This is a genomic window from Streptomyces sp. NPDC043867 (assembly GCF_056435845.1).
In genome coordinates this window covers 127,404-151,551 of record NZ_JBWKDS010000017.1, presented here as the reverse complement: position 1 = coordinate 151,551, position 24,148 = coordinate 127,404, and the positions used below count along the sequence as shown (strand labels likewise).

The 24,148-nt window shown below is 72.0% G+C and carries 23 protein-coding genes; 11 read left to right on the top strand and 12 right to left on the bottom strand.

Annotated features, from left to right (window positions below):
- Nucleotides 1-245 precede the first annotated feature (245 nt).
- Genes AC069T_RS19060 through AC069T_RS19050 form a run of 3 tightly spaced genes read right to left on the bottom strand, consistent with a single transcriptional unit; the run spans nt 246 to nt 3,614 of the window.
- Nucleotides 246-995, bottom strand: a complete 750-nt coding sequence (locus AC069T_RS19060) for a succinate dehydrogenase/fumarate reductase iron-sulfur subunit (RefSeq protein WP_478783843.1) — start codon at nt 993-995, stop codon at nt 246-248.
- Entirely contained in the window at nt 992-2,941 is a 1,950-nt protein-coding gene (locus AC069T_RS19055; protein ID WP_478783842.1) for a fumarate reductase/succinate dehydrogenase flavoprotein subunit, read from the bottom strand. Before AC069T_RS19055 ends, AC069T_RS19060 begins: the two co-directional genes overlap by 4 nt.
- 1 nt (nt 2,942) lies before the next feature.
- Nucleotides 2,943-3,614, bottom strand: coding sequence for a succinate dehydrogenase (locus AC069T_RS19050; RefSeq protein WP_478783863.1), 672 nt, complete (start codon nt 3,612-3,614; stop codon nt 2,943-2,945).
- 120 nt (nt 3,615-3,734) lie between these two features.
- On the opposite strand from AC069T_RS19050, the gene AC069T_RS19045 reads away from it, so the two are divergent.
- Entirely contained in the window at nt 3,735-4,616 is an 882-nt protein-coding gene (locus tag AC069T_RS19045; protein ID WP_478783862.1) for a LysR family transcriptional regulator, read from the top strand.
- Between the two features lie 125 nt (nt 4,617-4,741).
- On the opposite strand, the gene AC069T_RS19040 is transcribed toward AC069T_RS19045, so the two are convergent.
- The 4 genes from AC069T_RS19040 to AC069T_RS19025 form a co-directional block, all read right to left on the bottom strand.
- On the bottom strand, nt 4,742-6,196 hold the full coding sequence (locus AC069T_RS19040) for a serine/threonine-protein kinase (protein ID WP_478783841.1): 1,455 nt from the start codon (nt 6,194-6,196) through the stop codon (nt 4,742-4,744).
- Nucleotides 6,197-6,229: 33 nt separating this feature from the next.
- A complete protein-coding gene (locus AC069T_RS19035) occupies nt 6,230-8,365 on the bottom strand; it encodes a putative bifunctional diguanylate cyclase/phosphodiesterase (RefSeq protein ID WP_478783840.1) in 2,136 nt (711 codons plus the stop codon).
- Nucleotides 8,362-9,174, bottom strand: a complete 813-nt coding sequence (locus tag AC069T_RS19030) for an SAM-dependent methyltransferase (RefSeq protein WP_478783839.1) — start codon at nt 9,172-9,174, stop codon at nt 8,362-8,364. The genes AC069T_RS19035 and AC069T_RS19030 overlap by 4 nt, the downstream gene beginning before the upstream one ends.
- A 360-nt stretch (nt 9,175-9,534) precedes the next feature.
- Entirely contained in the window at nt 9,535-10,473 is a 939-nt protein-coding gene (locus AC069T_RS19025) for an SCO0930 family lipoprotein (RefSeq protein WP_478783838.1), read from the bottom strand.
- A 442-nt stretch (nt 10,474-10,915) separates the two neighbouring features.
- Here AC069T_RS19025 and AC069T_RS19020 point away from each other — a divergent pair, with 442 nt between their 5' ends.
- From AC069T_RS19020 to AC069T_RS19005, 4 genes are all read left to right on the top strand, one after another.
- On the top strand, nt 10,916-11,158 hold the full coding sequence (locus AC069T_RS19020; protein WP_478783837.1) for a hypothetical protein: 243 nt from the start codon (nt 10,916-10,918) through the stop codon (nt 11,156-11,158).
- Between the two features lie 58 nt (nt 11,159-11,216).
- Nucleotides 11,217-11,345, top strand: a complete 129-nt coding sequence (locus tag AC069T_RS19015) for a hypothetical protein (RefSeq protein WP_355794043.1) — start codon at nt 11,217-11,219, stop codon at nt 11,343-11,345.
- Nucleotides 11,346-11,360: 15 nt separating this feature from the next.
- Complete coding sequence (locus tag AC069T_RS19010; protein WP_478783836.1) at nt 11,361-12,125, top strand: bestrophin-like domain; 765 nt, start codon at nt 11,361-11,363, stop codon at nt 12,123-12,125.
- A 223-nt stretch (nt 12,126-12,348) separates the two neighbouring features.
- Nucleotides 12,349-12,879 carry a hypothetical protein gene (locus tag AC069T_RS19005; protein WP_478783835.1) on the top strand — a complete coding sequence of 177 codons (531 nt, stop codon included), beginning with the start codon at nt 12,349-12,351 and terminating at the stop codon, nt 12,877-12,879.
- A gap of 89 nt (nt 12,880-12,968) precedes the next feature.
- Here the strand turns inward: AC069T_RS19005 and AC069T_RS19000 are convergent, their stop codons facing one another.
- A complete protein-coding gene (locus AC069T_RS19000) occupies nt 12,969-13,460 on the bottom strand; it encodes a hypothetical protein (RefSeq protein WP_478783834.1) in 492 nt (163 codons plus the stop codon).
- 332 nt (nt 13,461-13,792) lie between these two features.
- Between AC069T_RS19000 and AC069T_RS18995 the strand changes: the two genes are divergently transcribed.
- Nucleotides 13,793-14,461 carry a class F sortase gene (locus AC069T_RS18995; protein WP_478783833.1) on the top strand — a complete coding sequence of 223 codons (669 nt, stop codon included), beginning with the start codon at nt 13,793-13,795 and terminating at the stop codon, nt 14,459-14,461.
- Nucleotides 14,462-14,530: 69 nt separating this feature from the next.
- Here AC069T_RS18995 and AC069T_RS18990 read toward each other — a convergent pair whose 3' ends face one another.
- Nucleotides 14,531-15,376, bottom strand: a complete 846-nt coding sequence (locus tag AC069T_RS18990) for a polysaccharide deacetylase family protein (RefSeq protein WP_478783832.1) — start codon at nt 15,374-15,376, stop codon at nt 14,531-14,533.
- Nucleotides 15,377-15,641: 265 nt separating this feature from the next.
- Here AC069T_RS18990 and AC069T_RS18985 point away from each other — a divergent pair, with 265 nt between their 5' ends.
- Both AC069T_RS18985 and AC069T_RS18980 read left to right on the top strand, forming a co-directional pair.
- Nucleotides 15,642-16,106: a universal stress protein gene (locus tag AC069T_RS18985; RefSeq protein WP_478783831.1), complete on the top strand. Its 465-nt coding sequence runs from the start codon at nt 15,642-15,644 to the stop codon at nt 16,104-16,106.
- 96 nt (nt 16,107-16,202) lie between these two features.
- Nucleotides 16,203-17,642 carry an amino acid permease gene (locus tag AC069T_RS18980; RefSeq protein WP_478783861.1) on the top strand — a complete coding sequence of 480 codons (1,440 nt, stop codon included), beginning with the start codon at nt 16,203-16,205 and terminating at the stop codon, nt 17,640-17,642.
- On the opposite strand, the gene AC069T_RS18975 is transcribed toward AC069T_RS18980, so the two are convergent.
- Entirely contained in the window at nt 17,629-18,771 is a 1,143-nt protein-coding gene (locus tag AC069T_RS18975) for a CapA family protein (protein ID WP_478783830.1), read from the bottom strand. The two genes, AC069T_RS18980 and AC069T_RS18975, sit on opposite strands and share 14 nt — an antisense overlap.
- Nucleotides 18,772-18,938: 167 nt before the next feature.
- Between AC069T_RS18975 and AC069T_RS18970 the strand changes: the two genes are divergently transcribed.
- The 3 genes from AC069T_RS18970 (at nt 18,939) to AC069T_RS18960 (ending at nt 20,948) form a co-directional block, all read left to right on the top strand.
- On the top strand, nt 18,939-19,487 hold the full coding sequence (locus AC069T_RS18970; RefSeq protein WP_476752697.1) for a sigma-70 family RNA polymerase sigma factor: 549 nt from the start codon (nt 18,939-18,941) through the stop codon (nt 19,485-19,487).
- Between the two features lie 136 nt (nt 19,488-19,623).
- Nucleotides 19,624-20,139: a hypothetical protein gene (locus AC069T_RS18965; protein ID WP_478783829.1), complete on the top strand. Its 516-nt coding sequence runs from the start codon at nt 19,624-19,626 to the stop codon at nt 20,137-20,139.
- A gap of 158 nt (nt 20,140-20,297) precedes the next feature.
- The gene (locus AC069T_RS18960) at nt 20,298-20,948 is read left to right on the top strand and encodes a zf-HC2 domain-containing protein (RefSeq protein WP_478783828.1); all 651 of its coding nucleotides are present in this window, start codon (nt 20,298-20,300) and stop codon (nt 20,946-20,948) included.
- 57 nt (nt 20,949-21,005) lie between these two features.
- Here AC069T_RS18960 and AC069T_RS18955 read toward each other — a convergent pair whose 3' ends face one another.
- Both AC069T_RS18955 and AC069T_RS18950 read right to left on the bottom strand, forming a co-directional pair.
- Nucleotides 21,006-21,866 (bottom strand): Fpg/Nei family DNA glycosylase, encoded by an 861-nt coding sequence (locus AC069T_RS18955; RefSeq protein ID WP_478783827.1) that lies wholly within the window; start codon nt 21,864-21,866, stop codon nt 21,006-21,008.
- 47 nt (nt 21,867-21,913) lie between these two features.
- On the bottom strand, nt 21,914-23,986 hold the full coding sequence (locus tag AC069T_RS18950; protein ID WP_478783826.1) for a SpoIIE family protein phosphatase: 2,073 nt from the start codon (nt 23,984-23,986) through the stop codon (nt 21,914-21,916).
- Between the last annotated feature and the right edge of the window lie 162 nt (nt 23,987-24,148).

Genomic DNA, 24,148 nt, shown 5'->3' with positions numbered 1-24,148 from the left:
ACGGGCCGGTTCGGCGGGGCACGGCAGACCGGATCGGTGCGGTCTGTGCGCTCCTGTTCTTCCGATGCCGATTGGCGTGCGCGTGACCTGTGCCGGGAGCCGGGATGTGGGGATGCTGAATGCCAGGGGGCGCCCGTGCGGGGCCGGCCGACGGGTGCCGGGAAGGCGAGACGGGACCGGGGATGAGCACCACTCCCGGTCCCGCCCGTCCGCACCCTGCCGGCGAACGTTGCGTGAAGAGCGTGCTACCGCCTGCCCGCCCTGCGGGTCGCGCGCAGCCACTCCTTGTTCATGCCGGTGATGGAGACCAGCGGGATGCCCTTCGGGCAGGCGGTGGCGCACTCGCCGGCGAGGGTGCAGCCGCCGAAGCCCTCGTCGTCCATCTGCGCCACCATGTCGAGGACGCGGGTCTCCCGCTCGGGGGCGCCCTGCGGCAGGACGTTGAGGTGGTTGACCTTGGCCGAGGTGAACAGCATCGCCGCGCCGTTCGGGCAGGCCGCCACGCAGGCGCCGCAGCCGATGCACTCCGCGTGCTCGAAGGCGAAGTCGGCGTCGGGCTTCGGCACGGGCGTCGCGTGCGCCTCGGGCGCGGCGCCGGTCGGGGCGGTGATGTAGCCGCCGGCCTGGATGATCCGGTCGAACGCGGACCGGTCCACGACCAGGTCCTTCACCACCGGGAAGGCCGAGGCCCGCCACGGTTCGATGTCGATCGTGTCGCCGTCCCGGAAGGACCGCATGTGGAGCTGGCAGGAGGTGGTGCGCTCGGGGCCGTGCGCGTCGCCGTTGATGACGAGCGAGCAGGCGCCGCAGATGCCCTCGCGGCAGTCGTGGTCGAAGGCGACGGGGTCGTCGCCGTCGAGGATGAGCTGCTCGTTGAGGGTGTCGAGCATCTCGAGGAAGGACATGTCGGCCGAGATGCCGTCCACCTCGTACGTGGACATCGCTCCGTCGGCGTCGGCGTTCCGCTGCCGCCAGACGCGCAGGGTGAGCTTCATGCGTAGCTCCGCTGGGTGGGGTGGACGTACTCGAAGACGAGGTCTTCCGTGTGCAGGACGGGCGCCTCGCCGGTGTCGGTGAACTCCCAGGCGGCCGCGTACGAGAACGCGTCGTCCTTGCGGGCGGCCTCGCCGTCCGGGGTCTGGGACTCCTCGCGGAAGTGGCCGCCGCAGGATTCGGACCGGTGCAGTGCGTCGAGGCACATGAGCTCGGCGAGCTCCAGGTAGTCGACGACGCGGTTGGCCTTCTCCAGCGACTGGTTGAACTCCTCGCCGGTGCCGGGCACCTTGATGCGGCGCCAGAACTCCTCGCGGATCCGGGGGATGCGCTCCAGTGCCTTGCGCAGGCCGCCCTCGCTGCGGGCCATGCCGCAGAACTCCCACATCAGTTCGCCCAGTTCGCGGTGGAAGGAGTCGGGGGTGCGGTCGCCGTCGACGGCGAGGAGCAGCCGGAGCCGGTCCTCGGTCTCCGCCAGCGCCTCCTGGACGACGGGGTGTTCGTCGGTGATCGGCTCGTGGTGCGGGTTGCGCGCGAGGTAGTCGTTGATCGTGGACGGCAGCACGAAGTAGCCGTCGGCCAGGCCCTGCATCAGCGCGGAGGCGCCGAGCCGGTTGGCGCCGTGGTCGGAGAAGTTGGCCTCGCCGATCGCGAACAGGCCGGGGACGGTGGTCTGGAGGTCGTAGTCGACCCACAGGCCGCCCATCGTGTAGTGCACGGCGGGATAGATCCGCATCGGCACCGTGTACGGGTCCTCGGCGGTGATCCTGGCGTACATGTCGAAGAGGTTGCCGTACTTCTCCTCGACCTTGGCGCGGCCCATGCGCCGGACGGCGTCGGCGAAGTCCAGGTAGACGCCCTGGCCGCCGGGGCCGACGCCGCGCCCCTCGTCGCAGACGTTCTTCGCGGCGCGGGAGGCGATGTCGCGGGGCACGAGGTTGCCGAAGGAGGGGTAGATGCGCTCCAGGTAGTAGTCGCGCTCGTCCTCCGGGATCTCGTCCGGCGGGCGGGTGTCGCCCTTGGCCCTCGGGACCCAGATGCGTCCGTCGTTGCGCAGCGACTCGCTCATCAGGGTGAGCTTGGACTGGTGTTCGCCGGTGCGCGGGATGCAGGTGGGGTGGATCTGGGTGAAGCAGGGGTTGGCGAACCAGGCGCCGCGCCGGTGCGCCCGCCAGACCGCGGTCGCGTTGGAGTTCATGGCGTTCGTCGACAGGTAGAAGACGTTGCCGTAGCCGCCGCTGGCGAGGACGACGGCGTCCGCGAAGTACGTGTCGATCCGGCCGGTGACCAGGTCGCGGGCGACGATGCCGCGGGCCCGCCCGTCGACCACGATCAGGTCGAGCATCTCGGTGCGCGGGTGCATCTCGATGTTGCCCGCGGCGATCTGCCGGGACAGTGCCTGGTACGCGCCGAGCAGAAGCTGCTGGCCCGTCTGGCCGCGGGCGTAGAACGTGCGGGAGACCTGGACGCCGCCGAAGGAGCGCGTGTCGAGGAGGCCGCCGTACTCGCGGGCGAAGGGGACGCCCTGGGCGACGCACTGGTCGATGATCTCGACGGAGATCTGGGCGAGGCGGTGCACGTTGGACTCGCGCGCCCGGAAGTCACCGCCCTTGACGGTGTCGTAGAACAGCCGGTGGACGGAGTCGCCGTCGTTGCGGTAGTTCTTCGCCGCGTTGATGCCGCCCTGCGCGGCGATCGAGTGGGCGCGGCGGGGCGAGTCCTGGTAGCAGAACTGGACGACGTGGTAGCCCTGTTCGGCGAGTGTGGCGCCGGCGGAGCCGCCCGCGAGGCCGGTGCCGACGACGATCACGGTGTGCTTGCGGCGGTTGGCGGGGTTGACCAGCCTGGCCTCGAAACGGCGGGTGTCCCAGCGTTCGTTCACGGGACCCTTCGGGGCCTTGTGGTCGACGGCCGGTTCACCGGTCCGGTATGCGGCATAGGAGTTCATGTCAGCTCACCACTCCGGTCATCACGGCCACGGGTACGGAGACGAAACCGGCCGTCAGCACCAGCGCCAGAACGTCGGCGGCGGTCTTGAGGGCACGGTCGCGGGTGCGGCTTCCGGCACCCAGGGTCTGGGCCGCGCTCCAGAAGCCGTGCCGGATGTGCAGGCCGAGCGCCAGCATCGCGACGATGTAGACGGCGTTGCCGTACCAGGTCGAGAAGGTGTCGATGACGTTCTGGTAGGGGTGCCCGGACTGGAAGCCGCCCGCGTGCGCGGTGCCGGTCGTCAGGTCGAGGAGGTGCCAGACGATGAAGAGGCCGAGGATGATCCCGCCCCAGCGCATCGTGCGGGTGGCGTAGCCGGCGCGCGGCTTCTTGTGGACGTACTTGTTCGGGCGCGCCCTGAGGTCGCGGCGGCTCAGCTGGTACGCGGCGGTGGCGTGGGCGACGACGGCGGCCACCAGAACCACACGGATCAGCCAGAGCGTCCACTCGTAGTGCATGAAGGGCTCGCCGACGGTTCGCAGCCAGTGCGCGTAGTGGTCGAACTCGTCCTCACCGAAGAAGATCTTGAGGTTGCCGATCATGTGGGCGACCAGGTAGAGCAGCATGATCAGGCCGCTGACGGCCATCACCGTCTTCTTCCCGACGGAGCTGTCCCACACGGTGCGTGCGATGGACGGCCGTCGGTCCGTCCGCGTTGCCAGAGCCATGTCTCAGGACGTTAGGGCCACCGACCCCGATCGGTCCAAGACATGGTCCGGCTCGATTCCATAGGCATGACCTATCGTGGTGGGGTGCAGTTCCACCAGCTCCAGTACTTCGTCGCGGTCGCAGAGGCCCGCCACTTCACCCGGGCCGCCGACCTCGTCCATGTCGCCCAGCCGTCCCTGTCCCAGCAGATCAAGGCGCTGGAGCGGGAGCTGGGCGCCGATCTGTTCCAGCGGGCCCGCGGCAACATCACGCTCACGGACGCCGGACAGGCCCTGCTGCCGCTCGCGCGCCGCATCCTCGCCGACGCGGACACCGCCCGCCAGGAGGTGCAGGAACTGGCGCAGCTGCGCGGCGGCCGGGTGCGTCTCGGGGCCACTCCGAGCCTGTGCACCGGGCTGCTCCCGGACGTCCTGCGGGCCTTCCACGACCGCTATCCGGGTGTCCGGCTGCTGATCGAGGAGGGCGGCTCCCACGATCTCGTACGGGAACTGGCACGCGGCGCGCTCGACCTGGCGCTGGTGGTCCTCCCGCTGCCGACGCCCTCCCCGGCGCTGACCACGGTGGAGGTGCTGCGGGAGGACCTGGTGGTGGTGTCGTCGCCGGACGCGCCCGCGCCGGGCCGGGGCCGCACGGTGCGGATCTCCGACCTCGAAGGCGAGCGTCTGGTGATGTTCCGGCACGGCTACGACCTGCGCGAGCTGACCGTGGCCGCCTGCCGCGCCGAGGGCTTCGAGCCGGACTTCGCCGTCGAGGGCGGCGAGATGGACGCGGTGCTCGGCTTCGTCCGGGCGGGCCTCGGCGTGGCCGTCGTACCGCGCATGGTGGCCACCCGGTCCGGGCGCGGCCTGCGCGTGACCCCGCTGGCCCGGCCCGGTCTGCACCGGACGATCGCCCTGGCCCACCGCAGCGACGTGGCGCCGCCCCGGGCCGCCCGGGAGCTCCAGCGGATGCTGCTGGAGCGCTGAGCCGGCCTCGCGCCCCGCGGCGGGCCACGGCATCGGCGGTCACGACCGGGGACGCCCGCCAGCCGTCGGTCCCCGCACCCGGCGCCCGGAGTTGCGGGGCGTCACGGGGCGCCGGTCTCAGGGCGTCACTGGTGTTTCCCCGGCCGGAACAGTCCCCACCTGCGGGCGGCGACCCGCGCCCCGGCGGTCACGGCCACCGCGGCGACGACGACGGCCACCCACCAGGGCAGGAGGACCACCGTCACGAACAGGGCGACGGCCGCCCCGAGCCCCGCGGGCACGATGTCCGCGGCCCGGGGTTCTCGCTGCGACGGGACCGCGCCGCCGTCCGCCGGCGGACGGCCCGCACCCGCGTCGTCCGGCCGGCGCGGCACGGACCCCGGCGAATTACCCGGCCCCGACCCCGTCCGCCCCGTTCCGGGTCCGGCGGAAGCGGGCGGCCCGAACACGGGTGGCGGGGCCGGTTCGGACCGGGGCCGTACGGGCTCGGGCGCCGATGACTCCGGCCGGACCGGACGAGGTGCGGATTCCGGTGCCGCCTGCGGCACGGCGGGCGGCGCCGGAGCCGGGGCGGGAACCGACGGCGCCGCCGTGGGCGGCCAGGGCACCGGTGCCGACGGTTCCGGGGCCGTGCGGGTCTCGGCGTCCGCGTCGGCCTGCGACGGAAATCCCCCAGGCCGGGGCAACGGCGGGGGCGGCGGACCGGCCGCCAGCGCGGCGAGCCGGTCCCGGACCTCCGTCGCGGTCCGCGGCCGGTCGGCCGGGTCCTTCGCGAGGAGCGCGAGGACCAGCTCGTCCCACCCGTGAGGGAGTCCGGCCCGCAGCCGGCTCGGCGGCGGCGCCGGTTCGTCGAGGTGCCGGCGGAGGAGCACGTGCCAGGCGGACGCCTCGAACGGCGGCCGCCCGGTGAGCAGTTCGTGCAGCACGCAGCCCAGCGAGTAGAGGTCGCCGCGCCCGTCGACAGGGACGTCCCCGCGCGCTTGTTCCGGCGACATGTAGGCCGGCGTCCCGACGAGGGACCCCGCGGCGGTGAGCGCGGTCGGCGCGCCGGTGCCGTCCAGGAACCGGGCGATACCGAAGTCCAGCACCTTCACGGAGCCGTCCTCGGCGTCGGTCGTGTCGCCCGTGGTCACCAGGACGTTCGCCGGTTTCACGTCCCGGTGGACCACCCCGGCGGAGTGCGCGGTGCTCAGTGCCCGGCACATCTGGCCGGTCCAGCGAGCCACGTCGGCCAGGGCGGGCAGGCCTTCCGGGCCGTGGACCAGCCGGTTCAGCGGACGTCCGTCGACCAGTTCCATCACCAGGTACGGGACCGTCACGCCGCCGTCGGTGCGCGCGGCGCCGAGCTCGTACACCGTGACGATGTACGGGCTGGACAGCCGGGCCGCGGCTCGCGCCTCCCGCACGAAGCGGGCCGCCACGGTGGGATCGCGGTCGTGGTCGAGGGCGGTGATCAGTTTGACGGCCACCGGCCGGCGCAGGTGCTCGTCATGGGCCCGCCACACCTCCCCCATGCCGCCCGCGCCGATCCGCCCGTCCAGACGGTAGCGCCCGTCCAGCAGCCGGTCCTCGTCCCGCACAAGCCCTCCCCCCTCACCACCGCCGCCGCCGGGTCAGCCCGTCGCGTCCACCAGCGCCAGCTCGTGCAGCCGCTCCGGCGGGCCGGGACGGGCGTAGTACCAGCCCTGGGCCGTGTCGCAGCCCAGTATCCGCAGTTGCTCGGCCTGGGCGCCCGTCTCGACGCCCTCGACGGTGACCGCCAGGTCGAGGCTGTGGGCGAGAGCGACGATCCCCTCGACGATCTTGAGGTCGACGGGGTCCGCCGGGAACTGCTGCATGCCCTGCGTGAAGGAGCGGTCCAGCTTGAGGACGCTCACCGGCAGGCGGCGCAGATTGGCGAGGTTCGAGTAGCCCGTACCGAAGTCGTCGAGGGCGATGTCGACGCCCATCTCAGCCAGCCGGCGCAGCGGTTTCAGCAGGTCGTCGTCGGCGCCGATCAGCGCGGACTCGGTGACCTCGAGGCACAGGGCGTCGGGTTCGAGGCCGGCCCGCTCCAGGATGTCGACGGTGTCGGAGACCAGACCGGGATGAGTGAGCTGGCAGGGCGACAGGTTGACGTTGATCCGCAGCGGGCCCGCGCCGGCGTGCCGCTCCTGCCACTGCCGGGCCTGGCGGACCGACTGGTCCAGGACCCAGCGGCCGAGCGGAACGATCAGCCCGGTGTGCTCGGCGAGCGGGATGAAGCGGTCGGGGCCGAGGACACCGTGCTGCGGGTGGAGCCAGCGGACCAGGGCCTCGGCGCCCCGGACACTGCCGTCGCCGAGGTGCACCAGCGGCTGGTACTCGATGAAGAACTCGTTGCGGTCCAGGGCCGCCGGCAGCGCGGTGGTGAGGCCGTGCCGGGTGATGGCCCGGAGGTCGGCCTCGGGGTCGGCGAGCTCGAAACGGTTGCCGCCCGCGGACTTGGCCCGGTACATCGTGATGTCGGCGCTGCGCAGCACCTCCGCGGGCCCCCGCTCCCCCGCGGGCCCCTCGACCACGCCGATGCTGCCCCGCACGGTGAGCTCACGGCCGTCGATGCTGACCGGGGTGACCAGCGCGTTCATGATGCGTCCGACGAGTTCGTCGACCTCGTGCTCGGTGTCCGTGCCGGTGGTCAGCGCCACGAACTCGTCGCCGCCCAGCCGCGCGACCATCTCGCCGGAGGCGGTCGCGCAGGACTGCAGCCGGTCGGCGACCTCGACGAGCAGCCGGTCGCCGGCCGCGTGGCCGAGACTGTCGTTGATGGTCTTGAAGCCGTCCAGGTCGAGGTAGCACAGTCCGAAGCGCTGGCCCTCGCCCGCGGACAGGGCCTTCTCCAGCCGCTCGAAGAACAGCGTGCGGTTGGGCAGCCCGGTGAGGGCGTCGTGCGTGGCCTCGTACCGCAGCCGCAGGTTGAGCAGCCGGCGCTCGGTGGTGTCCTCCATGAGCGCGAGCTGGTACTGGGGGCGGCCGTCCGCGTCCCGCAGCAGGGAAACCGTCAGGTTGGTCCACAGGGCGGTGCCGTCGGGGCGGTAGAAGGCCTTCTCGACGTGGTAGTGCTCGCGCTCACCCCTGACCAACTCGTCGTACAGCCGCCAGACTTGGGGGGCGTCGTCGGGGTGGGTCCAGTCGCTGACCCGGCGGCCGCGCAGGGACTGCTCGGAGCCCCCGAACATCCGCAGCAGCGCGCCGTTGACCTGGAGGATGTTGCCTTCGAGGTCGGCGATGCCGATTCCTATGGCCGCGCCCTCGAACACCGCGCGGAAGCGCGCCTCGCTCGCGTGCAGCGCCTCGGCGACCACGCTGCGCGCGTTCAGGGCGGCGTGGGAGATGGCTTCCTGCTCGGCCAGCGTCCGGTCCCGCAGGGCCTGCGCGAAACCGGCGGCGATCCCGTGCTGCAGCCGCGCGGAACGCGTCCGCAGGGCCTCCCGGTTACCGTCCCCGCCGCAGTAGAGGACCAGGTAGGCGTCCACGCACTCAAGGGAGCGGCTGAGTGCCTCCGGGTCGGTGCAGTGTGCGGCGACCAGCGCCGCGCCGACCGCCTTGCCCTCGGCGGCCTGGTACGACCTGGCCAGCAGCGCGTCGCTCAACCGGCGGGCGAGCGGCAGGAGTTGCTCCTCGACCTCCGGGCGGGTCAGCGACGTGGAGGTCACCGGGAAGACCGCCCGGCTCCAGATCGTCGCGAACCTGCGGAGTCTGTCCTCCGGTCCGTCCGGTTCCGCGGTCACGCCGCGCGCCCCACGCCCGCGAAACCGGAATAGGAGTACGGATCCTCGTCCTCGGGTGCCGTGTCGGGCCGCCAGTCCGGCATCGGCACCAGTCCGGGTTCCACCATGTCGTACCCCTCGAAGAACCGCGCGATGTCCTCGCGCGAGCGCATGATCAGCGGGCTGCGGGCTTTCCTGTACACGTCCACCGCACCCTCGGCCCGCTCCGGCGGGAGCGGGATTCCCTCGTACGAGGCATGCGTGAGGACCAGCAGGCTGCCCGGCGCCAGTGCGTCGCGCAGCTCGGCCACCGCACTGTACGGGTCGTCCGCGTCCTCCACGAAGTGCAGTATGGCAACGAGGAGGAGTGCCACCGGACGGTTCAGGTCGATCAGACGCTGGACCTGGGGGTTCGTCAGGATGTCGCGGGGCCTGCGCAGATCCGCCGCGAGGACGTCCGCGTGCTCGTTGCCCTGCAGCACCGCCTGGCTGTGCGCGACGGCCACCGGATCGTGGTCCACGTACATCACGTGCGCGCCGGGGCTGGCGGCCTGGGCGACCTCGTGGACATTGCCGAAGGTCGGGATGCCGGAGCCGATGTCGAGGAACTGGGTGATGCCCTCACCGACGGCGTAGCGCACGGCGCGGCGCATGAACGCGCGGTTGGCCTGCATGATCTTCGGAAGTCCCGGCAGGAATTCCATCGCCGCGCGTGCCGCTTCCCGGTCGACCTCGAAGTTGTGCGAACCGCCCAGGTAGTAGTCGTAGATGCGGGACACACTCGGCACCGAGATGTCGATGCTCCGGGGGGCCCAGGCGGGACGCTCCATCAATCTCTCCAGGCGTAGGCGGCGGGCGTAGGCGATCCGGTGTTCGAGCTGAGGCTACTGATCGCCCGCCAAACGGGCGAGCCAAAACGGAAATTGACCATCCGTTACCGGTCACTGCCTCCGGCACATGCCGATTTGCGCACCCTCTGAACGGGGCCGCGAGGTCCCCACCGAATGCGGCCGAACCATCCCGGAGCATCGCGCACGCCGAAGCGGTCCGCCCCCTCCGCGCGGTGCGGAGGGGGCGGACCGGGGTCGCGCGCGTTGTTCCGTTCGTCCGGCACTCGGTGCCTCTTCGTCAACTTCCTTCCACGCCGCGTCAATGTCCGCGCGAGAGGATCAATCCCGTTGAGGACGGCCCTACTTCGAGGCGCCGACCGGCTTTCCCTCGGGCGAGACGGCGTACCACGTCCCGCCGACGCCCTGGCCGTTCGTGTCCCCGGGGGCCTTGTCACCGGAGAAGGTGTAGACGGGCCAGCAGTCGACCGTCATCTGCCTGACGCCGTCCGGCCGGGTGAAGGACATGAGGCCCTTCTTCACGACGCCCTTGGTGTCGTTCGCCTCGACCGGCGCGACCGCGGGCCACTTCTCCAGGCAGGCGCCCGTGCAGGCCGACTTGGAGACGGGCCAGGCCTGGTCCTTCATGAAGCGGTAGACCGTCATGCCGTTCTTGTCGACGACGACCTCACCGAGCTTCGGGTCGTTGCGGACGGACAGGCCCGGCAGATCGGCCGCGGCGGCCTTCTTGCCGTCGGGAGCCGACGCGTACCACGTCCCGCCCACGCCCTGGCCGTTGGTGTCACCGGCCTTGGTGTCCTTCGCGTACCGGTACATCGGCCAGCCGGCGATCGTCAGCTGCTTGGTGCCGTCCGTACGGGTCACCTCGCCGAGCAGGGACTTGTCCACCCCGGCCGCGGCGGAGGCACCGTCGGCGGGGACCGGCGGCCAGGCCTTGGCACAGTCGCCGTCACAGGCCGACTTCGGCGGCTCCGCGGTGTCCTTGTCGAACCGGTAGAGGGTGAGACCGGCGCTGTCGGTGACGACCTCGCCGAGCTTGACGTTCTCCGTGACGGAGAGCTGACCCGCGGTCTCCGCCTTCGCGGCCGAGCCCTGCTCTTCCTTGGCATCGGCGCCGTAACCGTCGCTGGAGCCGGCCCCGTAACCGTCGGCGGCCGGTGCGGCACCCACGTTCTGGGTTCCCGTCGACTGGGTGCCCTGTTCCTGACCGCACGCCGTCGTGAGCGCCAGTACTGCCGCAGCTGCCGCTACGAGTGAGGCGCTCCGCCAGGAGGTCTTCATGTCAACTCCCGCTGTTCGCTTGGGTGTTGCAGCGTCCTAGTGCGCCGCTCATGGTCTTAGGTACGAGCGGGAGGGGGTGAAGTGTTCAACCGGCCCGCACATTTCTTTCCGGATCCCGTGTCGTGCGGGTGACGGATCGTACGGATGTACGCACCCCGGGAGATCCTTCGCGTGGCACGGCAAACCCGCCGAAGGCGTATGCCCCTCCTTCGGGTCAATCCGCGGCGGCTCCGGTGTGCCGCACCGCCGGGCGCCTCATGATCTCGGTCGTGCACTCACCCGAACGGACCCGGCCCGCGCTCGCCGTAAGGGTCCTGGCGCTGCTCGCGCTGACCTGGTTCCTCAGTGGCGCGCCTGCCGGGGAGGCGGCCGCCGACGCGTGCGCGTACGCCACGGTCGGTCCGGACGGCGCGGTGGAGGCGATGGCGGTCGCGGGGGCCGGATGGTGCCGGCCGCCTCCGGAGATCCCGCCGCCCTGCCCGACACCCACGCCCGAGCCGCCGCCACCATCGCCACCGCCCCCGAAACCGCCCGAGCCGACGCCACCGAAGCCCACGCCCTCCAAACCCACGCCACCCCCGCCCCCGCCGCCTGCACCGCCCGCTTCCAGGCCGCCGCCCGCTTCCAGGCCGCGGCTCGCGGCCCCGCCGCCGACGCCGGTGGCCGTCGAGAAGCCGACGCCTGAACCGGCACCGACGCGCTCCCGCAAGCCGAGCCCGCCGCCCAAGGCGTCGCCGGCCCCGGTGAGCTATCCGGAGTACCGGACGTCCCCGCGCAAGCACCCCCCGCGCGGTGGCCCGCCGCTGGTCTCGCTCACCCTGCTCATCACCGCGCCCGCCGTGCTCGCCGTCGCCGCGCTGCGTCCGCGCTGACCCCTGGAGACACCCTTGTCGGAATGGCTTGTTCTCATCCTCGCGATGGCGGCCGCGTGCGCCGTCGTCCTCATCGTGACCCTCGTCCGGCACCGCACCGCCAGGGAGGACGAGGACCCGTCCGAGACCCCGGACGTGATCGAGTACATGACGATGATGATCGGCGTGGTGTACGCCATCGTGCTGGGTCTGGCCATCGCCGGCGTCTGGGAGGGCCGCGGGATCGCCCAGGACCAGGTACAGGCGGAGGCCCAGGCGCTGCACGAGATCTCGGAGCGGGTGCGGGTGTATCCCCCAGACGTCCGCGACCGTATCCGGGACGACGTCAACTCCTATGCCGGTCATGTCGTCACAAGTGAGTGGAAGAGCATGGCCGACGAGCAGAAGCTCAGCGCGGAGGGCGGCCGGCTCTTCGAACGGATCCGGCAGGACGTCACCGACTACCAGCCGAGGACGGACTTCGAGGCCCAGGCCTACCAGCCTCTCCTCGACCAGGTCACCGCCGCGGACGACGCCCGCAACGGCCGCGGCGCGTCGTCCGGGGCGACCATGCCCGGCGTGGTGTGGTTCGGGCTGATCGCCGGCGCCGTCGTGACCGTCGGCATGATCTTCGCGCTCCAGATCAGGCGCACGGCACGCGAGTTGGTCCTCGCCGGACTCTTCTCCGCCCTGATCGCCTTCCTCCTCTTTCTGATCTGGGACCTGGACGCTCCCTACAGCCGGGGCATCGCGGCCTCGGTGGAGCCCTTCCACACGCTGTTCCCGCACCTCGCCGGATGACGGGCTCCCACCAGGAGCGGTAGCCCCGGAGGTGGACGCCACGCCGCCCCCGTCCCCCGTCCGCACGTACGGCGTCCCCTGCGCGGCCCACACGATTGCCCCATTCGCGCGACCGGGATCGCGCCGCAGCGCACACCTTCTTAGCGTTTCGGTCATCGAGGTGCATTTGTGACGCACGCGGAAAAGGTCCGCAGCAGGCTCCTCGGGGACCCGGAGGCACACCATGCGCGCGATAGGCGTCGCTTCGGCCGCACTGCTGGGCATGACCGTCCTGACCCTGACCGCACCCGCCGCGACGGCAGGCGAGGAAGAACGCAACATCACCCCGTTCGGCTTCAGCGTCCAGCCGTCGACCGTCGCCGCCGGCGGTCAGGTCACGCTGCTGCTGCGGCGCGACGGCGGCTGCAAGGGCAACGCCACGGTGTCCTCGGGCGTCTTCGACACCGTCACCATCCCGCACCGGCAGTCGTCGGCCACCGCCACCGTGGACCGGGACGCCAGACCGGGCGCCGTGTACCAGGTGACGTTCACCTGCGACGGGGTGAGCGGCCACACGGACCTCGGCATCGCCGCCGGACACCCGGACGGCCCGAGCCGCCCGTTGGCCCCCGTGCACCGGGGCGTGAAGGCCGGAATCGGCGGCAGCGTGGCCGGGTTCGACGTCCAGCAGATCGGTCTCGGGGCCGCGCTCATCGCCGGTTCGGTCGGCGCCGCGTGGTACGCGTCCCGACGCCGCGCCACCGGCGACTCCTGACGGCGGACCGCACAGCCCTTCGCCCCGGACCCCTTTAAAAGGGTGCGGGGCGAAGGGCTGTCACGTGCGGTCTCCGGCGGGCCGGCCGGTCAGATCTGGCTCTCCGCCCTGCGGCGCATCCAGAACACCCCGCCGCCCACGACGGCCGCCGCGACGAGCGCGCCGCCGATCGCCATGTCGGTGGGCGTCGCCCCGGCGGAGCTGCTGCCGCCGAGACCACCGCGGGTACCGCCGATGACGGTGAAGGCGGCGGGCCGGGTGAGGGTCCTGCCCTCCCCGCAGCGCGCCGTGATGTCGTAGGAACCCGGTTGGGCGTGGCGGTCGACCGTGACCGTCGCCGAGGAGGTCCGGCCGCTCACGTGGCGCAGCGGTGTGGCCGGGAAGACCCTCGACGAGACGGTGCTGCCGGGCATCTGGCAGGACGAGCCGTCCACGGTGATGGTCAGCTGCCCGCCCCGCGCGATGACGCTGGGCATGGCGACGATGTTGCTCGGGCTGTCCCACGCCGTGGCCGCGGGGGCGGCGAGCCCCACGACCGCGACCGCGGCGGCAGAGACCGCCAGGGCACGAGTAGTACGCATGTGATCCTCCGCGGAAGGCGCCCCGGGAACCGTCCCCGGTCGATCGGCGAGAAAGCGCCTCCCAGACAGACCCTCAGATGCCTTGTGCGGAGCCGCATTTCGGGAATGGTCCGTCCTGGTGAGAGGACACGCCGTGAGAATTCCACGCAGAGGGCTGTCGCCGCAGGTCACGGACCGTCAGAAATTTCCTGCGCACGGCAACTCGGATGGCTCACGCCGGTGTCGCGCACCACCCGTTCGCACGTTCCCCCGTCGCCCGCCGGGCGTGCTGCGCTTAGCGTTCTCATATGCGCGACGGACACGGCGACGGCCGCGTCGAGAGGGGATTGCGAATGCACGCGTCCGAGCTCGCCGAAGAAGAGGAGCGGCAGAAGAAGCGCGCGCCGTGGGGCGTGATAGCGCTTGTGCTGCTGACCGGCCTCGCTCTCATTCGGAACGGTTCGGGGGAGTTCGATGTCGGACCGCCGCAGCCGGCGACGGCGGCGGCCGCGGACAGCCGTACCCAGAACGGCGGCACCTTCCGCAAGGCCGTGCCCGCTCCCCTGCCGTACTCCGAGGTCGACCGGGTCCGGATCCCCGGCATCCAGGTGGACGCCCCCGCCATGCCCGTGGGACTCGACGCGGAGGGCTGGGTCGACGCGCCGCCGCCCGAGGACCCCAATCTCGCCGGCTGGTTCACCGGCGCGGTCTCGCCCGGCGAGAAGGGCACGGCCGTGGTCGTCGGTCATGTCGACAACCGGCTCGGACCCGCCGTCTTCTACGGGCTCGGTGCGCTCAAGAAGGGAAACCGCGTCGAGATCCAGCGCAAGGACGGGAAGACCGCCGTATTCGAGATCTACGGCATCGAGGTCGTCGAGAAGAGCAATTTCCCCGGAGACCGCGTCTACGGCAGCAAGGGGACACCGGAATTGCGGGTCATCACCTGCGGAGGCGGTTTCTCCAAGCAGCATGGTTACGACGGAAACGTGGTCGTGTTCGCCCGCCTGACCGAGGTCCGCTGAGCGTCCCCCCGGCCGGGCGGGCGGGATCTTCCGGCGATCCGGGTTGAATGCCCGGCCCAGGCGCTGTTCCTACGTGTACTGTCTCCGCGGCACGGTGATGTGGTACCCGGAATCCAGCAGTTCCGGAAGATAGTCGCGCAGCGCCCGGACACTCTGCGAACGGTCGCCGCCCGCGTCGTGCGAGAGCACCACGACGCCCGGCCCGGCACCGCGCTCCACCCGGTCGACGATCGTGCGGGTGCCCGGTGTCGTCCAGTCGAGCGTGTCGACCGTCCATGCCATCGGCTCCATGCCCAGCTCGGCACCCAGCTGGAAGGCCGCCCGGTTCCAGGCGCCGTAGGGGGCGCGGAACCAGGCGGGCGGCTCACCGTACGTCTTGTCGATGACGTCGCAGGTGCGCTCCATCTCCGAGCGGATCGCCGGACGGGAGAGCCGGGTCAGCAGCGGGTGGGTCCAGGTGTGGTTGCCGACGACATGCCCGTCGTCGGCCATCTCGCGCAACAGGTCCTTGTTGTCGGCCGCCATCTCGCCGCACACGAAGAACATCGCGCGGACGTCGTGCGTGCGCAGGGTGCGCAGGATGTCCGGGGTGTAGCGCGGGTCGGGCCCGTCGTCGAAGGTGAGCACCATGCTGCGCCCGCGTCCGGACATCCGCAGGAACGGTTCGTGCCGGACGAGGGCCCTGGCGGGTCCGCCGTGCGGCGGGCCGTATCCGGTGATGGGCTGGAGGCGGTACGCGGAGGGCGTGAACGCGCGCCGCGCCTGAGGACCCGAGACCGGCGCGGGGCGTTGCACCGGGTGCGCGCCCGGCTCGGCGGTGAGCAGCCGGGCCGTGCCCGCCGCCCCGGCCGCGCCCAGCACGGCGGCGCCGGCGAGCATCGCCGTGCGCCGCGTGAGCAGCTGATCCTTTTTCATGACTCATCAGTCGCCCATTTGACCGCCGGTGCCGCTCCGCAACACGGCTGCGGACCCCCGAATGCACCCGATGGAACCATTCAGCGGCGGCGCGGCGATGCAGCGGGCCCCGTCCGGCCGGACGGGTGCCGGGTCCGGCTGCGGATGCTGGCTGCGGGTGCGAGGTACGGGTGCGGGTGCCGGCTGGGGAGGTTCGGGTGCCGGCTGGGGAGGTTCGGGTGCCCGCGCGGTCGGCGGAGGACAGGCCTCCGATAGCCTCACCGCCGTGACGGAACAGCAGCACTCGCCCCGGTTCGAGCGGGGCACCGACGGTCCCAAGGTCATCGTGGTCGGCGTGGACGGCTCCGACCCCTCGCTGCGCGCGGCGGCGTACGCCTCCGGTCTGGCGCGGCGGCAGCACGCGCTCCTCGCCGTCGTCTACGTCCAGCCCGTGATGGCGGCGGGAGCGGCGCTCGGGGTGCCGGTCGCGGAGACGACCGACGAGATCGCCGAGGGCCTGGTCGCCCAGATCCGGGAGGCCGCCGAGCGGGTCAAGGACATATTCGACGTGCGCTGGGAGTTCCACACCTTCCGCGGCGACCCCTACGGCGGCCTGGTCACGGCGGCCGACGAGCTCAAGGCGGACGCCGTGGTGGTCGGCGCCTCCGAGCAGGCGGGGCACCGGATCGTCGGCTCGGTCGCGATCCGCCTGGTGAAGGCGGGGCGCTGGCCGGTGACGGTGGTGCCGTAGCCGCACGCGGATGTGCGTGGCGTCTTCCGTCGCCGCCGCGGCAGGAGCATCATGATCCGCCGTCAGCCGATTGCCGTCAGCGACGAGGTGAGGCTCATGGCCGGGCTCCGCATGGGTGAAGGCATTCTCCGCCGCAAACCCATCGAACTGATCGACGAGACGGAAGCCGGCGAGGGCACGGGACTCGTCCGTACGCTCGGCCTGTGGCAGCTGACCGCCATCGGGGTCGGCGGCATCATCGGCGCCGGCATCTTCACGCTGGCCGGCACGGTCGCCAACGGCACGGCCGGGCCCGCGGTCCTCGTCTCCTTCCTGATCGCCGGCATCGCGAGCGCGGCGGCCGCCCTGTCGTACGCGGAGTTCGCGGGCCTCATCCCGAAGGCGGGCTCCGCCTACACGTACGGCTACGCGGTGCTCGGCGAGTTCGCGGGCTGGTTCATCGGCTGGGACCTCCTCCTCGAGTACACGGCGATCGTCGCGGTGGTCGCCATCGGCATCTCCGGGTACTTCAGCTTCCTGGTCGAGGAGATGGGCGCCGACCTGCCGGGCTGGATGCTGGGGGCGCCCGGCACCGGCGACGGCCACCGGGTCGACCTGTTCGCCGCGGTCCTGTGCCTCCTGATCGCGTATCTGCTGAACCTGGGCATCAGGAACGCCGCCCGGTTCGAGACGGTCGTCGTCGTCCTGAAGGTGCTGGTGGTGCTGCTCGTGATCGGCGTGGGCGTCTTCCACATCGACACCGGCAACTACAACCCGTTCTTCCCGTACGGGGTCGGCGGGGCGTTCACGGGGGCGGCGACCGTCTTCTTCGCGGTCTTCGGGTACGACGCCATGTCGACGGCTGCCGAGGAGTCGAAGGACGCCCAGCGTCACATGCCGAAGGCGATCCTCTACTCCCTCGGCATCTCCATGGTCCTGTACGTGGCCGCCTGTCTGGTCCTGACCGGCATGCAGAACTACCGGGACATCGACAAGGAGAGCGGCTTCTCCACGGCCTTCAAGTCGGTGGGCCTGAGCGGGCTCGCGGACGTGATCGCGGTCGGTGCGATCATCGGCATCCTCACCGTGATGTTCACGTTCATGCTCGGCGTCACCCGGGTCTGGTTCTCGATGAGCCGGGACGGGCTGCTGCCGAAGTGGTTCGCCAGGACGCACCCGACCCGGCACGTGCCGACGCGTGTGACGTGGATCGTCGGGTTCGCGTCGGCGGCCATCGCCGGGTTCCTGCCGATCGGCCAGGCGGCCGAACTGACCAACATCGGGATCCTGCTGGCGTTCGTCGTCGTGTGTGTCGCGGTGATCGTGCTGCGCTACCGGCAGCCGGATCTGCCGCGCACCTTCCGCACGCCGTGGATGCCGGTGGTCCCGGCCCTCGGCGTGGTCTTCTCCATCTGGCTGATCACGTTCCTGGAGTGGCGGACGTGGGTGCGGTTCGCCGTGTGGTTCCTGGTGGGCTGCGTCATCTACTTCGGGTACTCGTACCGGCGTTCCGAGCTGGCGAAGAGCTCCGTGCCGCCGTCCGCTACCGGCCCATGACGAGGCCGTCCTGGGCCGCGCCCCGGCTCAGGACGACGTCCCGGATCCGGTGGCGTACGGCGGCGTCCGCTCCTCCCGCCGGTGCCGCGCCGACGCCGGCCACCCGGCCGGAGCGGACGTCGAACCGCTGCGGGAGGAACTCGGCCTTCGTCACGTCCCAGCGGCCGCCCGGCCGCGCGGGCGGGGCGAAGGTGAAGCGTCCGATGCTGCTCTGGTTGCCGCGCGGGTCCGGGACGCCCTCGTGGTTGACCATCTCGCCGGCGATCTGGTCGCCCATGCCGTAGACGACCCAGGTGCCGTTCACCTTCTCGTACGCCTGCGGGACGTGGGCGTGCGTCCCGAGGATCAGGTCGATGTCGGGGCGCCCGCCGGTCCGGGACGCGGTGAGTTCCCGTGCCAGGGTCGTCTGCTGCTCGTCCGGCTCGTCCTGCCACTCGCTTCCCCAGTGCACGGACACGACGACCACGTCGGCGCCCCCGGCACGGGCGGCCCGGGCGTCCGCGACGATCCGGTCCCGGTCAATCAGGTTGACGGCCCAGGGCCGGCCTTCCGGCAACCGGTAGCCGTTCGTGTCGTAGGTGTACGCGAGGTGGGCGACATCCGCGTCACCCGCCCGCAGGACGGTCGGAACGCTCGCCTCGGCGGCCGTCCTGGCCGTCCCGGCGTGCCGTACGCCTGCCCGGTCGAGGGCGTCGCGGGTGCGGTGGATACCGGCCGCGCCGTCGTCCGGGCTGTGGTTCGAGGCGGTGGAGCAGCCGTCGTAGCCGGTGGCGGCGAGGCCCCGGGCCACCTGGGGCGGGGACTTGAAGGCCGGGTAGCCGCTGTAGTCGCCGTCGGCGCCGTACACCGTCTCCATGTGGCAGAGCGCCAGATCGGCCCGCGACACGACGGCCTCGGCCCCCGCGAGCATCGGCCCGAAGTCGTGTCCACGGCCGCGCGCGTCCCCCCTCGCCCGCTCGATGACCGAGCTGTGCGGCAGTACGTCACCGGAGGCGACGAGCGTGAACCCCCGCGGCGCCGCCGGATGTCCCGCCCGTGCCTTCGGCGGCCCCTCGGCCTGACAGCCGGCGGCCACCGCGACGAGTACCGCCGCGAGACCGGTACAGGCCAGTCGCGCACGTGTGGTCATGTCAAGCCCCGAGCCCCAGGGACCGGCCCGACCCTCTTGGGGGCGAAGCAGGACCCCCACCCCCGGTGGACCGTTCGTCGTGCCGTTCACCGACCGCATCGACCGCCCACCGCACACCTGCGCCCCGCCCCTGTCCCCGCGGAGCGCCACCCGCTGGCATACAGGCCATGACGGCCGGAACCACCACCATCACCCGCGGCACGACCGCGGAACACGAGCTGGCCGCGCTGCAGCGCGAGCACGGCCGACCGCTGTTCGCGCTGCTGCTGCGGCTCTCCGACGGAGACCGCCAGCGCGCCGAGGACCTGCTACAGGAGACGCTCGTCCGCGCCTGGCAGCACCCCGAGGCGCTGCGCGCGCACGACTTCACCTCCGTCCGCCCCTGGCTGCTCACCGTCGGACGGCGGCTCGCCATCGACGCGCGGCGAGCCCGCCGGGCGCGCCCGGACGAGGTCGGGGACGAGGTGCTGGAGAGCGCCCGGGTGTGCGCCGACCACGCCGAACGGTCCGCGGCCACGCTCGATGTGCGGGAGGCTGTGAAGACACTCACTCCCGAGCACCGTGAAGTCCTGGTGCAGGTGTACTTCCGGGGGGCGAGTGTGGCGGAGGCCGCTCAGGCGCTCGGGATCCCGCCCGGTACCGTGAAGTCCCGCGCGTACTACGCGCTGCGCGCCCTGCGCCGGGTTCTTCCGGGATACGCGGCCGACCTGCGGTGAAACCGGAGGATCAGTCAAACCTCCGTAAAACGCCTTGCTGAGGACCATGGTTGGGCCATGAGCTGTCCTCATCCGGATTTCCGGACCGGGACCCGGGGGCGGGCGACGCGCACGCACCGGAGGAGGGCAGGAAGGGATGCTGCACAGAGGTCAAGAGAGCACAGGCGGCACCGGAGGCGGCGAACTGGCCGTCCCCATGGCGTGGTTGTACGCCGAGTACATCGCCGACGAACTGCTGAGAACCGGCGATCTGATGCCGCCCACGTCCTTCGAGTTCCGCGCCGGCCGTGACGCCCTGGCGCTGACCATCTTCCTGTCCGACACCGGCGGCGAGCTCCCCGGCATCCGTGTCGTCTCGCAGCTGGAGACCTGGCTGTCGCTGACGGCGTACGACCAGCCGTGGCAGGACTGGGTGCGGGGACGCATGGCGCGGGTCGCGAAGGAGTCGGCCGAGGCGGGCGGGCCCGCGCCGGACCTGGAGCTGGCGGAGGCGGCCTGGCGCTGGCTGGAGGAGACCGAGCTGCTCGCGCCCGACCTGGACGCGGTGCCCGGCGGCGGTCCGGTCCCCGGCGAGGACGACGGGCCGAAGGTGTGGACTCCGGCCTGGCAGCTGGGGCTGCCGCTGGGGCACCTGGCGATCCATCTCTTCTGACGGCGGAAACTTTTCCGGCTCCGACCAATCCGGGGGCCGCTCCGCTCCGAACATCTCGCCCCGTTTCCCCGCGGGTCTTGAATGATTCGGCGGTCTGGTCCGTACCGATGGGCAACAGCAACACCACCCCACCCCGCCCCCCGGCACGAGGATTTGGTATGAGGTCCCTGGAACGCCATCGCGACGTCGGCGCCTACACGCTCGGCGTGCTGGACGAAGCGGATGCCTTCCGCTTCGAGGACCACCTCATGGGGTGTCCGAGCTGCACCGCCCACGTGAGCGAATTCCGGCCCGCGGCACGGCAGTTGATGCTGTACCGGCGGGCGACACCGCGCGCCGTGCATCCCTTCGCCGCTCCCGGGCCCCGGCTTCTGGACCGGCTGCTCGGCGAGGTGGCGTCGCGCCACCGGGCGGGACGCAGGCGCTGGCTGTTCGGCGTGGCCGCCACCGTGGTCCTCGCCGCGGGCGGCCCCGCCGTCGCGGTCGTGACGGCGCACGACTCCCCGGCCGACCGGGTCGCCGCGACCGACGCGCACAGTGGTGTGTGGGCGCAGGTCAGGTGGACGGACCGGGTCTGGGGCAGTGAGTTCGACGTGCGGGTCAAGGACGCCGGCGGTCCGCGCGCCTGCCGCCTCGTGGTGGTGGGCAAGGACGGCTCGGAGGAGACGGCGACGAGCTGGATGGTCCCCGGGCACGAGTCCCACGCGTCCGGCATGCACGGCGGCGCCGCGTTCAAGCCCGGGGAGATCAGCCGGTTCGAGGTGCGCACGAAGGACGGCGAGCGCCTGGTGACCCTCGACCCGCGCTGACCGGCGCCCCGTGCTCCTCTGCGCCCCGCAGAGACGGACGGACCGGACCGGCCGCCCCTACTTGAGCAGCCGCGACAGTCTCCGGTCCGCGAGTGGCTTCCCGCCCGTCTGGCAGGTGGGGCAGTACTGCAGCGAGGAGTCGCTGAAGGACACCTCGCGGATGGTGTCCCCGCACACCGGGCAGGGCTCCCCGGTGCGGCCGTGCACCCGCAAACCGCTCTTCTTCTCGGCCTTCAGCCGGCCCGCGGCCACCCCGCGGGACCGCTCGACGGCCTCGGTCAGCGTGCCGCGCAGCGCCTCGTACAGCCGGCTGGTCTCCTCGGGTGTGAGTGCGGACGCCAGCTTGAAGGGCGACATCTTCGCGGCGTGCAGGATCTCGTCGCTGTAGGCGTTGCCCACGCCCGCGATCAGGCTCTGGTCCCGCAGGGCGCCCTTCAGCTGCCGCCGCTCGCCTTCGAGCAGCCGCGTGAACCGTCCCTCGTCGAAGTCGGCGGCGAGCGGGTCCGGCCCGAGCCGGGCCACGCCGGGGATTTCGGCCGGGTCCCGTACCACGTACACCGCGAGGCGCTTCTGGGTGCCGGCCTCCGTCAGGTCGAAGCCCTCGCCCGTCCCCAGGGCCACGCGCAGCGCCAGCGGCCCCTTGCCGGGGCGGGGCGGCCCGTCGGGCAGGCTGTCCTTCCAGTGCAGCCAGCCCGCGCGGGCCAGATGCGTCACGAGGTGCAGGCCGCCCGCCTCGATGTCCAGGAACTTGCCGTGCCGGCGCACCGCGGTGACCTCGCGGCCCTCCAGGGCACCGAGCGGCGGGTCGTACGTCTTCAGGACGCTGATCGCGACGGGCAGGACACGGACGATCTCCCGGCCGACGAGATGGCCGTCCAGGAAGTCCTTGAGCGCTTCGACCTCGGGCAGTTCCGGCATAGGTCCAGAGTGCCACCCGGCACCGGCGGCGCCAGGGGAACCGTCCGTCAGTCCCGGTCCGGGACCGCGAACTCGCACCACAGGCACTTGCCGCCGCCCCGGGCCTCCACGCCCCATCCGTCGGTGAGCAGGTCGACCAGCAGCAGGCCGCGCCCCGAGACACCGGACTCTCCCGCCTCGCGGCGGCGCGGCAGCGCGCTGGAGGAGTCCTCGACCTCCACGCGCAGCCTGCGGCCGGGACCGGTCAGTGCGCGCAGGGTGACGACCGCGGCCCCCTCGGTGTGCATGAGCGCGTTGGTGATCAGCTCGTCGGCGACCAGTTCGATCTCGTCGGCTCGGTCGCCTGCGCCCCAGGCGCGGACCGCGGCGCGGATCATGTGCCGCGCCTCGGTGAGGGCCTCGGGGTCGCCGGGCGCGACGTGCTGCTGGAGCCGTCCGCCGGTCTGCTGGGTGGGGCCGCGGCGGCGCAGCAGGAGCAGGGCCACGTCGTCGTCGCCGCAGCGTTCCTCGGCCACCTCGATGAGGCGGTCGGCGAGGTCGCTGACGTCGTCGGGTCCGGAGCTGACCAGCTCGCGGAGGGTGCGCATGCCCTCGTCGAGGTCGATGCCGGGCTGCTCGACGAGTCCGTCGGTGAACAGCAGCAGGGTCTGGCCGGGGTCGAGCTCGACGGTGTCGACCGGGTATTCGAGGCTGCCGAACTCCGCGGACAGGCCGAGCGGCAGTCCTCCCTCGACGGGGAGGCGCCGGCAGGTGCCGTCGGTGTGCCGCACGATCGGATCGATGTGGCCGGCCCGGACCACCTGGACGACTCCGGTGGACAGGTCGGCCTCGGCGTACAGGCAGGTCGCGAAGCGGTCGGTGTCGAGTTCGTGCAGGAAGACGGAGGCGCGGGCCATCACGGTGGCGGGGGTGTGCCCCTCGGCGGCGTAGGCGCGCAGCACGATGCGCAGCTGGCCCATGACGGCGGCGGCGTGGGTGTCGTGGCCCTGGACGTCGCCGATGACGGCGCCGACGCGCCCGCCGGGCAGGGGGATCAGGTCGTACCAGTCGCCGCCGATGTCCCGGCCGAGGGCGGCGGAGCGGTAGCGGACGGCGAGGTCGGCGCCGGGCACGCTCGGGATCGAGCGCGGCAGCATGGCCTGCTGGAGGCCCTGGGCGAGGTCCTTCTCCTGCTCGAAGAACATGGCCCGCTGGAGGCTCTGGGCGATGCTGCTGCCGAGGGCGACCAGGACGTTGCGCTCCTCCGCCGAGAAGCCGCGCCGGTCGTCGTAGAGCAGCCCGATCGCACCGATGGGTCTGGCCTGCACGATGAGCGGGAGGTAGGCGGCCGAGGTGATCTTCAGATCGGTGATGTTGGGCCAGAGCAGGGGGTAGGCCTCGGCGAACTCCTCGGGCGACTCGATGAAGTGCGGGACGAGGGTCCGGACGACTTCGTTCATCGGGTACTGCTCGTCGATGCGGGTGACCCGGGTGCCGGGCACGTAGCTGTCCTCGGGACCCGCCGCGACGAGGCGGATCCGGCCGGCCTCCAGCAGGCCCATGACCAGGCTGGTGGCGCCCAGGTGGGTGACGCCCTGGGTGTCCTCGAGGACGTCGATGACGTCCTCGACGGTGCGGGCGTGCGCGAGCGCGGCCGTGGTGATCTGCACGACGTTCGTCTGCTGGCGCCGCGCCTCGTCCTCGGCGGCCTTCTCCCGGCGCTCGGCGCTCTCGCTCAGCTCCTGGGTGGCGTCGCGGACGATGCCGAGGATCCGGCGGGGGCGGCCGGTGCCGTCGCGGTGGATGTAGCCCTGGGTGTGGGTCCAGTGCAGGGAGCCGTCCCGGTGGCGGACGCGGAAGTAGGCGCCGTAGTTGGCGCTGCCGTCCTTGAGGGCCTGGGAGACCATGGTGTCCAGGCCGTGGGCGTCGGCCGGCGGTACCCGCGCGCCGAGGGTCTGCGGGTGGCCGTCGTATTCGTCCGGGCTCATGTCGAACACGGCCAGGGCCTGAACGTCCATGTACATCAGCGCGGTGTCCAGGTTCCAGTCGAAGCTGCCCATGCGGTTGAGCGCCATGATCGGATCCGGGCGGGCGGGCCAGTCGTCCGGGAGTGACAGGGCGCTCGCTCCCCGATCAACCATGCGCCCACCTTGCCAGGATCTGCCCGATTATTCGACTTGTGGGCGTCTTCGGGAGGCGCTGCGGTGCGCCCCGGCACGCCACCGGGGCCGGTTGCGGCGTACGGGTGACGGGTGAGGGCGCCGGCCCGGGACGCGGTGTCGGGGTGTCCGGCGGCGGGGACC

What these genes read in the sequence shown, in the direction of transcription:
- AC069T_RS19060 (WP_478783843.1), bottom strand. Translation starts at nt 995, where the DNA reads ATGAAGCTCACCCTGCGCGTCTGGCGGCAGCGGAACGCCGACGCCGAC.
- AC069T_RS19055 (WP_478783842.1), bottom strand. Translation starts at nt 2,941, where the DNA reads ATGAACTCCTATGCCGCATACCGGACCGGTGAACCGGCCGTCGACCAC.
- AC069T_RS19030 (WP_478783839.1), bottom strand. Translation starts at nt 9,174, where the DNA reads ATGGAGCGTCCCGCCTGGGCCCCCCGGAGCATCGACATCTCGGTGCCG.
- AC069T_RS19025 (WP_478783838.1), bottom strand. Translation starts at nt 10,473, where the DNA reads ATGAAGACCTCCTGGCGGAGCGCCTCACTCGTAGCGGCAGCTGCGGCA.
- AC069T_RS19020 (WP_478783837.1), top strand. Translation starts at nt 10,916, where the DNA reads ATGGTGCCGGCCGCCTCCGGAGATCCCGCCGCCCTGCCCGACACCCAC.
- AC069T_RS19005 (WP_478783835.1), top strand. Translation starts at nt 12,349, where the DNA reads ATGCGCGCGATAGGCGTCGCTTCGGCCGCACTGCTGGGCATGACCGTC.
- AC069T_RS19000 (WP_478783834.1), bottom strand. Translation starts at nt 13,460, where the DNA reads ATGCGTACTACTCGTGCCCTGGCGGTCTCTGCCGCCGCGGTCGCGGTC.
- AC069T_RS18995 (WP_478783833.1), top strand. Translation starts at nt 13,793, where the DNA reads ATGCACGCGTCCGAGCTCGCCGAAGAAGAGGAGCGGCAGAAGAAGCGC.
- AC069T_RS18990 (WP_478783832.1), bottom strand. Translation starts at nt 15,376, where the DNA reads ATGAAAAAGGATCAGCTGCTCACGCGGCGCACGGCGATGCTCGCCGGC.
- AC069T_RS18980 (WP_478783861.1), top strand. Translation starts at nt 16,203, where the DNA reads ATGGCCGGGCTCCGCATGGGTGAAGGCATTCTCCGCCGCAAACCCATC.
- AC069T_RS18975 (WP_478783830.1), bottom strand. Translation starts at nt 18,771, where the DNA reads ATGACCACACGTGCGCGACTGGCCTGTACCGGTCTCGCGGCGGTACTC.
- AC069T_RS18970 (WP_476752697.1), top strand. Translation starts at nt 18,939, where the DNA reads ATGACGGCCGGAACCACCACCATCACCCGCGGCACGACCGCGGAACAC.
- AC069T_RS18965 (WP_478783829.1), top strand. Translation starts at nt 19,624, where the DNA reads ATGCTGCACAGAGGTCAAGAGAGCACAGGCGGCACCGGAGGCGGCGAA.
- AC069T_RS18960 (WP_478783828.1), top strand. Translation starts at nt 20,298, where the DNA reads ATGAGGTCCCTGGAACGCCATCGCGACGTCGGCGCCTACACGCTCGGC.
- AC069T_RS18955 (WP_478783827.1), bottom strand. Translation starts at nt 21,866, where the DNA reads ATGCCGGAACTGCCCGAGGTCGAAGCGCTCAAGGACTTCCTGGACGGC.
- AC069T_RS18950 (WP_478783826.1), bottom strand. Translation starts at nt 23,986, where the DNA reads ATGGTTGATCGGGGAGCGAGCGCCCTGTCACTCCCGGACGACTGGCCC.